Source organism: Acidilobus sp. 7A (assembly GCF_003431325.1).
In the GTDB taxonomy this organism is placed as follows: Archaea; Thermoproteota; Thermoprotei_A; order Sulfolobales; family Acidilobaceae; genus Acidilobus.
Genome location: NZ_CP010515.1, coordinates 506,445 through 521,663, shown reverse-complemented (window position 1 = coordinate 521,663; position 15,219 = coordinate 506,445). Strand labels below are relative to the sequence as shown.

Annotated in this window: 15 protein-coding genes and 1 tRNA gene; 9 read left to right on the top strand and 7 right to left on the bottom strand. The window is 54.5% G+C overall.

Features of this window, described 5'->3' with window-relative positions; translation table 11 throughout:
- Positions 1-36: 36 nt before the first annotated feature.
- The gene (locus tag SE86_RS02650; protein WP_117355071.1) at positions 37-1,296 is read left to right on the top strand and encodes an NDP-sugar synthase; all 1,260 of its coding nucleotides are present in this window, start codon (positions 37-39) and stop codon (positions 1,294-1,296) included.
- Between the two features lie 13 nt (positions 1,297-1,309).
- Here SE86_RS02650 and SE86_RS02645 read toward each other — a convergent pair whose 3' ends face one another.
- On the bottom strand, positions 1,310-1,513 hold the full coding sequence (locus SE86_RS02645; protein WP_117354165.1) for a hypothetical protein: 204 nt from the start codon (positions 1,511-1,513) through the stop codon (positions 1,310-1,312).
- A 48-nt stretch (positions 1,514-1,561) separates the two neighbouring features.
- Here SE86_RS02645 and SE86_RS02640 point away from each other — a divergent pair, with 48 nt between their 5' ends.
- The 3 genes from SE86_RS02640 (at position 1,562) to SE86_RS02630 (ending at position 3,739) form a co-directional block, all read left to right on the top strand.
- Positions 1,562-2,923 (top strand): acetyl ornithine aminotransferase family protein, encoded by a 1,362-nt coding sequence (locus SE86_RS02640; RefSeq protein WP_117355070.1) that lies wholly within the window; start codon positions 1,562-1,564, stop codon positions 2,921-2,923.
- 44 nt (positions 2,924-2,967) lie between these two features.
- The gene (locus tag SE86_RS07885) at positions 2,968-3,174 is read left to right on the top strand and encodes a hypothetical protein (RefSeq protein ID WP_148666753.1); all 207 of its coding nucleotides are present in this window, start codon (positions 2,968-2,970) and stop codon (positions 3,172-3,174) included.
- 262 nt (positions 3,175-3,436) lie between these two features.
- Positions 3,437-3,739, top strand: a complete 303-nt coding sequence (locus SE86_RS02630) for a hypothetical protein (RefSeq protein ID WP_117354163.1) — start codon at positions 3,437-3,439, stop codon at positions 3,737-3,739.
- A gap of 551 nt (positions 3,740-4,290) precedes the next feature.
- On the opposite strand, the gene SE86_RS02620 is transcribed toward SE86_RS02630, so the two are convergent.
- A tRNA-Leu gene (locus SE86_RS02620) sits at positions 4,291-4,375 on the bottom strand.
- Between the two features lie 98 nt (positions 4,376-4,473).
- Between SE86_RS02620 and SE86_RS02615 the strand changes: the two genes are divergently transcribed.
- Positions 4,474-4,800, top strand: coding sequence for a hypothetical protein (locus SE86_RS02615; protein WP_211096688.1), 327 nt, complete (start codon positions 4,474-4,476; stop codon positions 4,798-4,800).
- A 67-nt stretch (positions 4,801-4,867) separates the two neighbouring features.
- On the opposite strand, the gene SE86_RS02610 is transcribed toward SE86_RS02615, so the two are convergent.
- Positions 4,868-5,161: a hypothetical protein gene (locus tag SE86_RS02610; RefSeq protein ID WP_211096687.1), complete on the bottom strand. Its 294-nt coding sequence runs from the start codon at positions 5,159-5,161 to the stop codon at positions 4,868-4,870.
- 301 nt (positions 5,162-5,462) lie between these two features.
- Between SE86_RS02610 and SE86_RS02605 the strand changes: the two genes are divergently transcribed.
- The 3 genes from SE86_RS02605 (at position 5,463) to gcvPB (ending at position 10,505) form a co-directional block, all read left to right on the top strand.
- Positions 5,463-7,460, top strand: coding sequence for a glycoside hydrolase family 15 protein (locus SE86_RS02605; protein ID WP_158543087.1), 1,998 nt, complete (start codon positions 5,463-5,465; stop codon positions 7,458-7,460).
- A gap of 103 nt (positions 7,461-7,563) precedes the next feature.
- The gene (gene gcvPA / locus SE86_RS02600) at positions 7,564-8,943 is read left to right on the top strand and encodes an aminomethyl-transferring glycine dehydrogenase subunit GcvPA (RefSeq protein WP_117354161.1); all 1,380 of its coding nucleotides are present in this window, start codon (positions 7,564-7,566) and stop codon (positions 8,941-8,943) included.
- Positions 8,940-10,505 carry an aminomethyl-transferring glycine dehydrogenase subunit GcvPB gene (gene gcvPB, locus SE86_RS02595; protein WP_117354160.1) on the top strand — a complete coding sequence of 522 codons (1,566 nt, stop codon included), beginning with the start codon at positions 8,940-8,942 and terminating at the stop codon, positions 10,503-10,505. Before gcvPA ends, gcvPB begins: the two co-directional genes overlap by 4 nt.
- Here the strand turns inward: gcvPB and SE86_RS02590 are convergent.
- From SE86_RS02590 to SE86_RS02580, 3 genes are all read right to left on the bottom strand, one after another.
- Positions 10,497-11,111 (bottom strand): CPBP family intramembrane glutamic endopeptidase, encoded by a 615-nt coding sequence (locus SE86_RS02590; RefSeq protein WP_117354159.1) that lies wholly within the window; start codon positions 11,109-11,111, stop codon positions 10,497-10,499. The two genes, gcvPB and SE86_RS02590, sit on opposite strands and share 9 nt — an antisense overlap.
- A gap of 97 nt (positions 11,112-11,208) precedes the next feature.
- Positions 11,209-11,547 (bottom strand): zinc ribbon domain-containing protein, encoded by a 339-nt coding sequence (locus tag SE86_RS02585; RefSeq protein WP_117354158.1) that lies wholly within the window; start codon positions 11,545-11,547, stop codon positions 11,209-11,211.
- Between the two features lie 54 nt (positions 11,548-11,601).
- Positions 11,602-11,976: a transposase gene (locus SE86_RS02580; protein WP_211096685.1), complete on the bottom strand. Its 375-nt coding sequence runs from the start codon at positions 11,974-11,976 to the stop codon at positions 11,602-11,604.
- 292 nt (positions 11,977-12,268) lie between these two features.
- Here SE86_RS02580 and SE86_RS02575 point away from each other — a divergent pair, with 292 nt between their 5' ends.
- Positions 12,269-14,677: a DUF3536 domain-containing protein gene (locus SE86_RS02575; protein ID WP_158543086.1), complete on the top strand. Its 2,409-nt coding sequence runs from the start codon at positions 12,269-12,271 to the stop codon at positions 14,675-14,677.
- Here the strand turns inward: SE86_RS02575 and SE86_RS02570 are convergent.
- Complete coding sequence (locus SE86_RS02570; protein ID WP_117354155.1) at positions 14,664-15,176, bottom strand: CoA pyrophosphatase; 513 nt, start codon at positions 15,174-15,176, stop codon at positions 14,664-14,666. The two genes, SE86_RS02575 and SE86_RS02570, sit on opposite strands and share 14 nt — an antisense overlap.
- Positions 15,177-15,219: the final 43 nt, after the last annotated feature.

Here is a 15,219-nt window from a genome sequence, read left to right as displayed (position 1 = left end):
ATTTTTATAAGTCCTGAATGGCGAAGGAAATAAGTGGTGGGCAGGATAGCTGAGATTAAGAAGACGGCGATACCTATCGGCGGCCTCGGCACTAGGCTTTACCCGCTTACGGTTGACACCTCAAAGCCTATGGTCAGGTTCCTCAACAGGTTCCTGATAGACCTTATTATGGAAGAGTTGGCTCTTCAGGGCATAAGCGAGGTCTTCCTGGGAGTCAGCGGCTACTACAACTACAAGGACCTTTATGATCACCTGGGGGAGAGATTCTCCCTGCGGACCCCTGATGGCAGAAGGCTCGTGCTAAAGCTTAGGTACCAGCCAAACGTAGTGAGCATAGGCAACGCCCACTCCGTTGCCCTGCTGGCGGATTACTACGACATAAATGATGACCTGCTGGTTGTTCAGGGCGACACCGTTGTAAGCCTTGACCTGGGCAGCATGTCGAAGCTCCACGATGCTCATGAAGCCTTCATGACCATAGCACTTAAGAGGGTTGACGACAGGGAGGCGCTGAGGCAGCTCGGCCTAGCAAAGCTTGGAAAGGACTGGACAATTGAGACCTTCGTGGAGAAGCCCGCGAATCCCGAGAAGGCACCGTCAAACATGGCTAACACGGGCGTCTACGTGCTCTCCCACGACATGGTCAAGTTTCTCAGGTCCGACGAGTTCAGCTCCCTCATAAAGCAGGGCAGAGGTGACTTTGGAAGGGACGTAATACCGTACCTCATAGCTAAGGGCTACAAGATAGTTGGATACCCGCTTGACGGCTACTGGTTCGACGTGGGCACCCTTGAGAGCTTCATTAAGGCCTCCTTCTACCTGCTCCAGGCGTTGCCGCCAGAGAGGTTAGGGGTCTCAACAGTTTACCATGACACGATATACATGATGGGCTTCAGCTCAAGGTCTAAGAAGGACCACGTGGACCTGATTGAGAGGTCCGCCCAGAAGAGGATAGAGCTCAGGGGGCACGTCCTCATAGGGAGGCACGTCTCTATAGAGGATGGGGCAGCCATTGTTGACTCCATAGTTGACAACTACGTTATTGTCAGGTCAGGGGCTAAGGTAACCAACTCAATAGTAATGGACAGAAGCGTAGTTGGCGCTGACTCCACGGTTGAGTCAAGCATTATAGGGAGGCACGTCTCTATAGGCAGCAGCGTAAAGATAGTCAACAGCTTCATAGGCAACAACGTAGTAATTGGCGATGGGGCCGTAATAACGGATTCCCAGATATGGCCCAACAGGTCCATAGAGAGCAACACAGAGATTAACAACAGGAAGGGCCCTCCATCCTGACGCATGACCCAGGCTAACTCCTGGACCCCTCCTTGTTGGCGTTTATAAACGCTGCGGCGTTCGTCTGCTCAAGGATTCCGGCAGCCTTAGATGCCGCCTCCTCTAAACTGCTAGCTGCAACGTTAATTATTAAGTTGCTTCCCTTAACTTTTAACCTATACCTGTGTTCGCCTTCTAAAAAATACTCCTCTATAAGTTCAAACTCGTATTTTGGCAAGATTAGCTCGCCTTAGACACAAAAACCTCTGAGGCTCTTAACTTTTTGGTGACAAGGGTGTCAGAGGCTCCCCTGATAAGGGTTGAGCCGCCAGGGCCTGTGGCCAGAAGCGTCATTGAGAGGGACTCTAAGGTACTTGTGCAGTCCTACGTGAGGTGGGTGCCCCTAGTGGTTAAGGAGGGTCACGGGGCCGTAGTGGAGGACGTCGACGGCAACAAGTACATAGATCTCAACGCTGGCATAGCAGTCATGAACGTGGGCCACAGCCACCCCAAGGTGGTTAAGGCTATAAAGGAGCAGGCTGAGAGGCTCCAACACTACTCCCTAACTGACTTCTACTACGAGAGCGCTGTGACTGCCGCTGAGAAGCTCCTAGGCATATCACCTGTAGACAACGGCAAGGTGTTCTTCACCAACAGCGGCACCGAGAGTATAGAGGGCTCGCTCAAGTTCGCCAGGTACTTCTACGGCGGCTCGAGGCAGTACTTCATAGCATTCCTTGGGGCCTTCCACGGGAGGACCATGGGCTCCCTCTCGCTCACTGCCAGCAAGGCACACTACAGGAAGGGCTTCGGCCCCCTAATGCCTGGAGTCGTACACGTGCCATACCCGTACCCATACCGCTGCGCGTTCAGGACCGACGACCCCAAGGAGTGCGGCGAGGCCGTCCTAGGTTACCTTGAGGACTGGATATTCGCAAAGCTCGTGGACCCGAGCGAGGTCGCTGGCATAATTGTTGAGCCGATCCAGGGCGAGGGAGGCTACGTGGTTCCGCCTGACAACTTCCTGCCGGGCCTGAGGAGGCTCGCCGACAAGCACGGGATACTCCTGATAGACGATGAGGTGCAGGCCGGGATGGGCAGGAGCGGCAAGTGGTTCGCCATAGAGCACTGGAACGTGAAGCCCGACATAATGGCTTTGGCCAAGGCAGTAGGCGGCGGCCTTCCACTGGGGGCTGTGGTGACCCGCGGCGACGTCGCCTCCGCGCTTACCAGGGGGAGCCACGCCAACACGTTCGGCGGCAACCCCATAGCGACGGCCGCCATGAGCGCCGTAATAGACGTCATTAAGGAGGAGAACCTGCTCGACCACGCCACTAAGCTTGGCGGGGAGGTCCTCAAGTACTTCAATGACCTCAAGGAGGAGCTCGAGATAATAGGTGACGTCCGCGGCAAGGGCCTCATGATAGGGGTTGAGCTCGTCAGGGACAGGCGCACCAAGGAGCCCGCAACCAAGGAGCTCGCTAACGTGCTAGAGAAGTCGTTCAAGCGCGGCGTTGTAGTCATTGGCTCTGGCATGTCCACAATCAGGATAGCTCCGCCGCTAGTGATAAGTGACGAGCTCATGATGAAGGCCGTCGATATAATAGCTGACGTCCTCAGGGAGGAGAACAGGAACCTCAGGCCATAAAGCTCTTAACTTCTCCTCTTTTTAAACATCAGTTAGGGTAAGGCTTGAGCGAGGAGGACCTTAAGGCCAGGGTACTCTCAGCCCTTGACACGAGGGGGCTCACCTTTGAGGAGCTGGCCTTGAAGCTTTCATGGACTGGTGATAGAAGGCCGCTGCGGAGGGCCCTGGCGGAGCTAGTAAGGGATGGGAGGGTCCTCAGGGTACCTGACTATGAGAGGAGGCGCATGGTCTTCACCCTCAGGTCCCAGTGACTCATGGAGCACGCGGTACGCCCTGTTAGAGTACCTAACTACGAGGCCCTGGCTCTCCAGCGCCCTCAGTATCTTTCCAGCGGTCCTCGTTGAGACGCCCATGGCTGCACTTACGTCCCTGGGGGTCACGTAGTTCTTCCCTAGGGACCTGATAACAGTCACCATGAACTCTAGGCTTACGCTCACCTTCGTGTCGCTCACCAACCTCTAGAAGCCTTTTATATAAGGGAGGGGTCCCGCGGTAGTGAAGGGGAAAGCGAAAGTGAGCAGGGGGTCGCAGTTCACGTACTATAAGGCGTTACTTGAACTCCTCGGTTTCAGGGAGCTTGACGTTTACAGGTACAGCAGGAAGGGTCAGGTGAGCGACGTTATAAGGGTCCTAGAGCCCACCTCTAGGAAGATCATTAACGTTGACTTGGGCACCGCCAGGGAGTCGCTAAGCTATGAAGAGTTCCTAAACAGAGTTAAGGAGGGGCTCGAGAAGAGCGGCATCAGGGTAAGCGACAGGGCGTGGTCAACTGCGCTCCATAAGATCAAGGCGCTAAGCTCCGCCAAGTCCAAGTGAACCTTACGCTCACGAAATTAGCGGCTCTCAACCTCCTGCGGGGGACGTGTACAAAGCTGCTTCCTATCTTTGTGTAGTAGAACCCGCGCTGTGTTTACCCGTGGCGTGACTTTTCCTTAACTTTTAACCTAGTTCCGCCGCGGGCACCCCTCTTAAGGGATCACACGCGGGCACCCTTAAGTCGCCGGGGCTAGTCGAGGGAGACGCCGCTACCCTCTTATCCACGCCTTTTATCACTCCCACCCTCGTTGAGCGGCGCCCGTCATCAGGTGGGGAGTCGCCAATGAAAACTGCCTCGGTAACGCTATATAAACATAATTTATCAAAACAATATTTAGAGATAATTAAAAATAACTAGTAGTTACATAGAGGCGTTACAACTGAAAGCCTAGCCCTTTAGGGCGGGGAGGAGGTCAGAGTCTCGCCAAACGCCAGGGGTTTTCCGCTAAGCCCTTTGCGCGTCGCTCCATGGTATCGCGCACCGCCTTAGCGCGCTGGAAAGGATTCCTTGCCAAGCACTTGAGATGCTGATTTAATAAGTTAATCGAAGGTGCGGGGGGTGGGCTTCGAACCCACGCAGGCCTACGCCAACGGGTTCTAAGCCCGTCCCCTTTGGCCAGGCTCGGGCACCCCCGCACATGTTTTAACCACGTTAAAACGCTTAAAACGCTTATTTCCTTTGAACGCTAAGGTGATGATCTCTGGAAGAGGTACCCAAGGCCTATGTTGTTGAAGTGAGCTCGCTCCCAGATATAGCCAGGCTTGCGTCAAGCATGGTCTCATACTCCATTGTAATGCCAATTTACAGGTATGTTGAGAACGGCTATATGTACTACTTTATTCAGACTACCTATAGGGATTACTACAAATTCTACGGCATACCCATAATATACTTCTTCCGCTCAAGGTTCAACGACGAGGAGCTAAAATATAAATATGTTTTACTAAAAGTTGACGAAACTGGTGAGAGGGTGGAGTTAAGCGACAGGAGTAGGCCTGGCTGGGCAGCGATGCCTATAGTAAACCTTAAGGGAAGGCCGTCTTTCATCCAGACCTCTTAAACGTTGCAACGAAACAAGGGATCCACGCGAAGCTACAGACCTCTAAGCCTGCTAGCGCTAAGCGCTTTTATGTCGTGACTTCCTGCTTGCCCTGTTGTGACAGCAAAAGCCCCCCGAAGGCATCGCTGGCGCTGCCGGCCTTCAGCGCCTTCTCAAGGAACTGCTCGCCAAGCGCGCTTATTTTGTAGATCTTGTAGCTCCCCTTCACGTAAAGCGGCTCCAGGAGGCCGAGGCTGCTCAGGCACGACACGACGGCAAGAGCCTTATACTTAGGAATGTTAAGCCTCTGGGAGACGTCCCCTGCTGAGAGAGGGCCGTGCTCTTTAAACAGGCCCAGGAGATCTATAATTTGGTCGCTCATGACACCTCTCCTGGCGACTACTAGCCTAGAGCCCCCTTAAAAGGGGCAAGAGTTCCCTCATCGGTCCTCTAAATGAGGTCCTGTCAAGGTTTACCCCTTTAGGTTAAGTGGTGGCATCGTACAGGTAGTAGAGGCCCCATAGCTTAAGGTGTAAAGCGAGGGTGAAGCAGAGATTATGCAGGGCCTGCAGCCAGGCCACCAAGGGCTGTCAGTAATAAGAGCTCTTTGCGGGGGTGTCTTTAAGGGCCTGCGAGCTGCTAGCAGCTTTACAACTCAAGGTACCTACCATAATATGCAGGCCTTGAAGGGCGCGTCAGAGTTAAAGTTGCAGAGGCCCGCGCCTAAGGAGGGGGCGGCAACGCTTACGCGTCACATTGTGGCAGCCATTATAGCGACGCTGATGATTATCGGCGCCGCAGGACCCCTCTTAACTCAGCATGCGCTTGCGCTGGGGTCAGGCCCATCCCAAGCTAACCTCTCACCGTCCTTTCTGATGCTAAGCAACTGGGTCAACGACAGCTTCCTAGTGATGACAGGTATACCTATAGAGAACGCGTCACTTGACGGCCTTGTTGACACGGAGCCTATGATAACTAACTTCTACCTAGGCCCTGTGGGGCTCCTTCCAATAGAGCTGACCTTTAACGCTGGGTTCTCCCGTCGGGCCTTTCTAGGCCTAAACAACACTGTAGTTATATACAGCGATAGTGGCTATGAGCTCCAGACCCTCGCCCCGCCTGGAACGACTAAGCTCTTGAGCTTGGTGGCCGCGGAGAAGCAGCTTAATGCATATGTCAACATATCGGCTGGCGCCACCGTAACTCAAGCGCAGAACGGCGTTGTGACCTATATGAGCGCCTACAACCTCAGAGTTTACTTGTGCACTAATGGCTCTGTCTCTTACGTTAGCAGGCCTAACTACACCGTCATAAGTATAAGCCTGCCAAAGGGCCAGAGCTATGTTGAGCTCTCGCTTAACTCAACGTGCAACCCTAACGTAGGGGACCTCATCAATTATAACGCGGTAAGGGTAGACGAATGGCTTATGAGCTCAAGGAGGCCCCTAGGCCTCAGTTCCCAGGCCTTGGCGAGCGAGTACTACCTCTCCCTGCTTGTCTTAAAGGACGACCAGAACCCTTACCTTGGAACATTCGCGGCGTCTCCAAGCCCTATATACCTCTACAGCTGGGTCAGGGACTCGTCCTTCGCCGCAATGGCGCTACAGAAGTCAGGGCACCTTGACAGCGCTCTCAAGTACTGGCTGTGGCTCCTTAAGGCGCCGCAGTACGGCAACGGCGTGTGGTACACCCGTTACAACTTCTACACCGGGGCGCCCGACAGCTCGTTCGGAATACCTGAGCTTGACAGCGTCGGCATAGTTGAGGTCGGCATATACCAGTACTTCATGCTGACCCATAACGTGACGTTCCTTGAGGAGGCCCTGCCCCTGCTCAATAAGAGTGTCAGCGCCCAGGTCTCCTGGATACTTGGGTCTAAGCTTCACCTAGTGCCAGAGGACCTCAGCGTCTGGGAGGACCGTCTTGGATATCACTTCTGGACACAGGCCTTCAACTACCTCGGCCTCGTGGACGCGGCTTACCTGCTGTCCTACCTTGGCTACAATACAAGTCCTGCCATTAAGGCAGCGTCGCTGCTTAAGGAAAGCATTATCAAGTACTTCTGGAACGGCACCGCCTTTTACTCGGATATGACTAGTGAGGTTCTCTTCACCCAAAACGGCTCAGAGCTAGTGTTAACGCCGCAAGCGCCTCTGCTGAGCTCCTCTTCCATTCTTCCCCTCGCGCTTAACCTGAGCGCGTGGCCAGGCTATGCTGTTAGCAGCGACGTTAAGTCTGTCCTTAAGTCCCTCTGGAATCCTAGCGTTGGAGGACTTGCGCGGTTCTATGGTGACAATTATCACTATAATGAGTACCTCTTTGACAGCAGCGGCCCAATGCCACCCTGGGTTATAACTACGCTGTTCCTAGGCCTTTACTACTCAGAGAGCGGCAACTACAGCGGCGCAATGAGCGCCTTAAGCTGGGCATACGCGCACTCCCAGCATGGCCTCCTTCCTGAGGCCGTAGACCCCAAAAGTGGGCTACCTCTCCCCACTACATCGCCTCTAACATGGTCTTCCGCTATGTACGTGTTAGTCTCGCTCAACATTAGCCCAAGGAGTGGCTTTAGCAGAGGCCTTTACTACGCTGTCTCAGCAGCCCTGCTGACTATTGTCGTTATAGTAGCGTATATTCTTCAGAGGAGGTCCGCGAGCAGAATAAGGTCCTTGGAAAGCTAGAGCTGTTGCACTGCGCCACTTGCAGTCATTTAAGACCCTCATTCTCAAGCTTAAAAATGACGAAGTCCTAGACGACCCGGGCTGAACTTTGAGCTACCCATGGATGCCTAACTCCTCAAGGAGCTTCGTTGAAGAGATGTTAACGATTATTGGCGCGAAGAGCACAGATGAGCTTTACTCCGACATACCGAGGGAACTCTTCCTAGACGAGCACAGGTGGAACTCCTTACCTATAGGCGCTGGCAGACCCCTCAGCGAGGTTGAGGTCTCTGCAATAGTGGAGGATAGACTAGGAAACGTCACGCAGCTTAGGATTCCGCCTTTTGCTGGGGGAGGCGTGAGGCCTCATTACGTGCCTCCCGTAGTGACAGAAATCGTAAGACGCGGCGAGTTCCTCACGGCCTACACCCCCTATCAGGCTGAGGTCAGCCAGGGGCTCCAGCAGGCCCTGTTTGAGTATCAGAGCCTCATGGCAGACCTGCTTGAGATGGACGTCGTCAACTCAAGCATGTATGACTGGGCAAGTGCCCTCGGCGAGGCCGCGCTGATGGCAGTTAGAGTCAAGGGTATCAAGCGCGTCCTAGTGCCCGACGTAATAAACCCCTTCCACCTCTCGACTCTCAAGGTTTATGCGTGGCCGCAGGACATAGAGATTGAGTTCTACGCCACCGACAGAAGCACTGGGTACGCGAACCTGGAGGACGTCAAGGAGAAGCTCAGCAACGGCGGTGCATCGGCCGTTTACATGGAGCTTCCCTACACGTTCACCGGAATAGTAGACCTTAACGCTAGAGGCTTAGCGGAGGTCTCACATGACGCTGGGGCCCTCTTCGTAGTAGGCCTTGACCCGATCACGGCTGGCCTCTATAAGCCGCCTGGGGAGCTCGACGCTGATATAGCTGTTGGCGAGGGGCAGCCCCTCGGCCTTGGCGTTTACGCAGGGGGCTCAACGCTTGGCATATTCGCTGTCAAGTGGGACGGCCAGCTGATAAAGCAAATGCCAGGCAGGATAATAGGGCTCACGACTACTAAGGACGGCAGCTCCCGCGCGTTCACGATGATACTCCAGACAAGGGAACAGCACATAAGGAGGTCAAAGGCCACCAGCAACATAACTACGAACGCCGCCCTCAACGCGATAGCTGCTGCCGTTTACCTGTCGCTCCTCGGCCCTAAGGGCATTAAAGAGTTAGCAGAGGCCATATGGCACAGAGCTCACTACGCGGCGCAGCTCCTCACAAAGGCTGGGTATAAGCTGCCGCTCTCAGGCGAGTTCTTTGAGGACTTCATAGTCGAGACCAGGGCCCCTTACAGAGATGTCTGGCTTAGACTGTTCGATAAAGGCATCATGGCTGGCCTCCCTCTGTCCAGCTACGTGAGCTGGGCCAGTGAGAGGTGGGGGCTTCTGAGCTTCAGCGAGCTGCACAGCAAGAACAACATAGAGGAGCTAGTGAGCTCCATGATGGAGGTGGACTCACATTGACCTTTGAGCAGGCAAGGTGGGGTGAGCCCCTGATATATGAGCTGAGCCGCGGCAGAAGGGGGCTCGTCTTCTCAGGACTAAGCGATGACTTTAAGAGAACGCTCGGCGACCCTGCAATTCCAAAGGAGCTTGCAAGGGACAGGGAGCCTGAGCTGCCAGAGGTCAGCGAGGTCGAGGTCGTCAGGCACTTCACAAGGCTCTCAGAGATGTCATATGGCGTTGATAGCGGCCCCGTGCCGCTGGGCAGCTGCACAATGAAGTACAACCCACGCATAGGCCTTAAGTACGGCTTTGACTGGAGGCTTGAGCAGCTCCACCCCCTGATGCCTGAGGAGAGGATCCAGGGTCTGCTTAGGATGCTCTATGAGCTCCAGGAGTGGCTTAAAGCTATAACTGGCATGGACGTCTGCACCCTGGCGCCAGCGGCTGGGGCCCAGGGCGAGTTCACGGGCGTCGCTATCATAAGGGCATACCACGTCGTCAAGGGACAGGACGCCGTAAAGAAGGAGATAATAGTGCCTGACTCCGCCCACGGCACCAACCCAGCCAGCGCTGCCATGGGGGGCTTCAAGGTCGTCGAGATCCCGACAGCCGAGGATGGCAACATGGACTATGAGGCCTTCAGGGCAGCCCTTGGGCCGCAGACGGCCGGCCTCATGTTGACGAACCCGTCGACCCTGGGGCTCTTTGAGGAGAGGATACTAGACGTTGCGAGGGACGTCCATGCTGTCGACGGGCTCCTGTACTACGATGGGGCCAACCTTAACGGGATAATGGGTCGCGCGAGGCCCGGCGACATGGGCTTTGACGTCGCTCACCTCAACTTGCATAAGACGTTCTCAACACCACATGGAGGCGGAGGGCCAGGGGCAGGCCCCGTGTGCATAAAGGACCGCGAGATTACTAGCGGCGTCAAGTTGAGCGACGTGCTGCCGGGCCCTGTCGTTTACTATGACAAGGATAGCAACGTGTACAGAGTTATGTGGAGGGGCCCTAGGAGCCCTGGCTCCATAAGGCCTTTCCTTGGCAACATACCCCAGCTGGTCTGGGCCTACGTCTACATACTCTCCCTTGGACCTCAGGGCCTTAGGACTGCTGGTGAGGTGGCGACCCTTAACACTAACTACTTTATATCAAGGGTTCTGAGGGAGACGAAACTGTTCTCAATGCCTTACGCCAAGGGGAGGCCGAGGAAGCACGAGGCCGTGCTGAGTGCCGAGCCCCTCCTCAACGAGACCGGGGTCTCGGCTGAGGACGTGAGTAAGTACCTTCTTGACGCAGGCCTATACGCTCCAACTATGTACTTCCCGTTGATAGTTAAGGAGGCGCTCATGTTTGAGTTCACAGAGTCTGAGACCAAGGAGAACATTGATAGGTATGTTGAGAGGCTTAAGGAGGCGGAGGAGCTGGCCCGCAAGGACCCGGAGAGCCTGAGGTCGGCGCCACGCCACACCAGCTCCGCCCGCGTTGACGTTGTTAAAGCGAACCACCCGAGGAGCGTAACCCCGACGTACAGAGTGCTTAGGGCCAGGGCATCAGGTAAGGACATAGCTCTAAGGTAACGGTAACCTGACGACAGGGACTAGGTAAAGTATAATGTAAAGCCAAAGCACGTGGGCCACGCTTGACGTCAGGAGACCATACCTCTCGGCAGCCCATGACATTACGAGGCCGAAGACGAAGGCCGCTAGGGGCAGGACAAGGTCGCCCGTAACTATGTGAACTATGCCGTAGAAGAGCGCCGCCACGGGCCAACTCAGCTTCAGCCTGTCCTTAACAACGACCTTCTGTATAAAGCCCCTCCAGTAGGGCTCCTCTGAGAGCCCTATAATCATAAGCGCTAACAGCGAGAAGGCCTGGCGCGGGACTATGTCGTAGATGAAGTAGACGCCCTTTGATAGACCTAGATAAACTGTGCCAACCCAGCCCAGGTAAAACAGAAGGTAGGCAAGCCCTGCAAACGGTATGGCCATAGCAACCTTCGCAGAAATGGTGTAAAGCCCCTTTATTGAGGGGAAGAGGGCAAGTGCTGAGAGGGCCATAATGAAGGTTGAGATAGCCATAGAGTAGAGGAAGTATGTTGAGAACACCCTAAACGAGAGGTAAAACAGAAGGTATGGAAGAAGGACCAGGAAAACTGTCTTATAATCGTCTCTTGAGGGCTTCATGCTACCACTCCACAACCTCTTGAGGCATGATGTCCCTCTTATTAAACCGTTTGCCCCTAGATGCTCATTCCTGTTTGTCTATGATCATTTGATGCACCTAGGGACCCCACCTTACCCACGCCTCATAAGCAATCGGCGTGGGCTCATGGGCGGTCGTCAAGACCAGCGGCGCGGGGCCCCTATCTACGGTGGCCAAGGCCCTCAGGCGGCTTGGGGCAGCGCCCCCATCGCCGCCGAGGGCCCTCAGGAGGAGGTTATAGCAGGCGACTACATTCCTGTGCCACGTCTCCTCTCCCTTAGAGCAGGTGCCGCGCCTGTCCTTACCGTATATCATCTCGGCACCGTGTATAGGGCAAGCCCTTGACGTGTTCCTGGGGTCAATGTAAATGACTGGAACTTCATACCCCCTTGCCTTCTCCTCAATGGTCGTCTGCATTCCTTTGAACGCAGCCTGGAAAATTCTGTGCCCGAGCTGGGGTCCTTGACGTGTTCAATCATGTGGTTGACGGGCTCCCTGCAGCCTCTCAAGAACTATGACAGCCTGCCTTTTTGCTGCCTCCCTGACAATTAGGGCGGCCAGCTTCCACCTTATCTCCCTCTTGAGGACCCTCTCATTGTTACTCAGCCTCTTGAATATCCTCCTAGCGGGCCTGCTGCATGGGTCGTAGACCTCATCATATTTCTCCTGGACCCTCTTCCTCCTGTAATAATAGCCAAGGGTCACCTCGCTCAGGTCCGTCTCGAGGAGGTAGACGACGCCGTCAATGAGGACGGCCTCAGAGTTCTCATTAACGTCAACTGTTATGTAGCCCCTTGGCCTGTACTCGCTGACCTCCTTAGACCTCAGTAGCCTCTCCGAAGGCACTGGCATCAATAATAATTAAAAACAAAACTATGGCTTATAAACTCAACCACTAAACACCAACCATGCAACAGCCCCACCTCATTAGCACATGCTCTTGGCTACACGCTGATAATATCGCTGTACATCGATGGGCTCGTTACCCTGAAGCTGAAACGTGCAAACAGCTAAGTCTCTAGTTGCGGACGAACTTTAGTTGTATAAAAGGACTCTCCATCAATTCCTGCGGTGGATTATTAGACGCACTTATAAGCGTCGACCCCGCTATAACTTATGAAAGCCTATGGACAATGGTGTGAGCCCTGATAACAAGTACCTAGCGGTCTTTGGGCACTTCTACCAGCCCCCTAGGTTCAACCCATGGACGGGGGAGATAGACTACGATCCGTCCGTTAAGCCTTATCATGACTGGAACGACCGCATAACCAAGGAGTGCTACGAGAGCAACTCCAGGGCAAAGCTAGAGGATGATCATGGGCTCGTGGAGGACTTTTTCAATAACTACCTCTACCTCACCTTCAGCTTTGGCCCCCTCCTGCTTGAGTACCTTGCCAAGAACTACCCCAGCGTCCTTAACGCTATTGTTGAGGCGGACAAGGAGAGCGTTGCAGCTCGGTCTGGCCACGGTAACGCCATAGCCCAGCCCTACGCCCACATAATATTGCCTCTGTCGAGCAGGGAGTACAGAGAAACGGCAATAGCGTGGGGAATAAGGTACTTCGAAAAGTACTTTGAGCGCGAGCCCGAGGGCTTCTGGCTGCCAGAGGCGGCTGTTGATAATGTCACGCTCGAGCTGCTCAGCGACTATGGCATAAAGTTTGTCCTGCTGGGCCCTAACCAGGTCAAGAACGTCATAGGGCCAGGTGGAAGTAAAAAGGCCGTTGATGAGCACACCGTTGACGCCAGGGTCACGTACAAGGCGGTGCTGCCCTCTGGCAAGGAAATAGGCGTTATACTTTACAACAAGTGGCTCTCAGGGCTCATAGCTTTTGGCGACGCGCTGAAGAGCGGCGAGCTACTGCTAAGGAGGGCCCTTGAGGCTTATGATAGCAACTCAAACAGGCCCCAGCTGGTAACCATAGCCGTCGACGGCGAGACCTTTGGACATCACAAGAAGAGGGGGGAGATCGAACTCGCCAGAGCGTTCTCGTTAGCTCCTGGGTACGGCATATCATTAACTAACCTCGGCGAGTACTTCTCAAAGACATCCCCGCCTGAGCTTGAGGTTGAGGTGGCTGAGAACACCTCATGGAGCTGCCCGCACGGCGTTGAGAGGTGGAGAAGCAACTGCGGCTGCGGCTCTGACATAAGGCCTGGTTGGACGCAGGCGTGGAGGACGCCGCTCAGGAACGCTGTTGACTATGTTGCCCTGGAGGCCCTTAACACGTTCCTTAAAACAGGCAGCGAGCTTTTCGTGGACCCGAAGAGGGCCCTCCTTGACTATGGCTCTGCTCTCTCCGAGGGTTCCTCCGAGGAGGTCATGTCGGAGTTTCTAAGGAAGCACCTGAAGACTCACGAGGAGGACCCTAAGATTAAGTCCTTAACGCTTCTTGAGATGATGAGGCAAGCCCTGCTCATGCAGTCAAGTGACGCGTGGTTCTTTGAGGACATACTCAGGCCTGAGCCCATCCAGTCCATGCTTCATATGAGGAGGACCCTCGAGCTGCTCCGCTCGCTCACAGGCAGCGACCTGGAGCCGAAGGTGCTCGAGATTCTAGATGAGGCCAAATCTAACGTTCCCTCGGCGGGCTCCGGAAAGGACATTTACTTGAGATACGCTGCGAGCGCGGCCGTTACACCCGAGAGGATGGCAGCTATGCTAGCCATGAGATTGCTCTTTGAGCCCCTTAAGCAGGAGACGGACTTTTACTCCTATAGGGTCGTAATAGAGAAGTTCACGCCGCTCAGGCTCGGCAGATTCAGGGCTGTCAGCGGCGTCGCTACGTTTATATCCAAGGTCACGTGGTCCTATTACCACGTCATGTTTGCAGCGGCCTATTACGGCTGGTACGACGTCTTCGGCGGAGCGAAGATTGTATCGTCGATGCAGGAGTACGAATCCCTTGAGAAGGATATGAATGAGCTGTTCTCAAAGGGCATGATGCCAGAGCTCGTCAACAGGCTAAGCTCCCTGTTTGGGGAGGGCTTCATAGACCCTCAGCGGTCGCTGAAGGATGAGCAGAGGGTTATCCTGAACCACGTAATGGAGAGCGCCATTGTAGACCTCTCGCACCAGTTTGACGTGCTCTATGATAACTATATGCCTCTCATGCAGTATGTCAGGCTGCTAGGCATGGACTACCCGAGGACCTTTGAGCACCTGGTTGAGTACTTCGTTGAGAGGTCTATACTTCAGCTGCTGGCCGAGAGCCCGCTTAACACGTCCTTACTCTATGAGCTTAGCAAGTGGGTTTCTAGCAGCAGCTTAAAGGTTGATCATGAGATACCTAAGGCCTTCGCAAGCAAGATGCTTGACTTGCTGAAGGAGCTAGAGGCTGACCCAATGAACTTGGACGCTGTTGGTCAGCTCTCCTCCCTCCTCTCATCCTACTCACTGCTCCGCCTAGACGAGGATTACCTGATCCCAGCGCAGGTCGAGTTTGTGAGGCTACGCAACAGGACTCTGAGGACCCTTAAGCTACCTCAGAACTTAGATGATATTTATAAGGTCATAGCCTCTACGCTTAAGGTTAAGTACCCTTAAAGTCCTTCACTGACCTCGTTGCCATCTCCTCGCCGAGACTCGTGAGTATCCTAAGCGTGAGCCCCCAAACTACCAGGTCCTTGCCTAGCTTAACACCCTGAACCTGCCTCCCCCTGTGAAGAACTGTTGAGAGCTTCTTTACGTGCTCTAAGTTAACCCAGAAAACCGCGTCAACCTCAGGATCCCTTGGTGCAACGTCTATAGGTCCCCAAGGCTCCGCAAGAATAGCCATGGTATATATTTTCGGCTCCGACACTGTGCTGAAGACTCCAAGCCTGCCCAGGACCCTCACCATTGATGGACAAACCCAGGCCTCCTCCCAGGCCTCCCTGAGGGCCGCCTCCTCAGGCGTCTCGCCATTCTTAATACGGCCCCCTGGAAGCGCGACGTCGCAGGCAAATCGAGAAGCCACGCTGCAGCTTTTTCTCTCCAGCAGTACATGGGGCGGCGAGCCCCATAGAAGCACTAACACGGCCGCTGACGGCTCTTGACTTAGCATAGCTTCGTCTTCTTTGTGTCTGCAAAACTTTATTGCCTTTTAT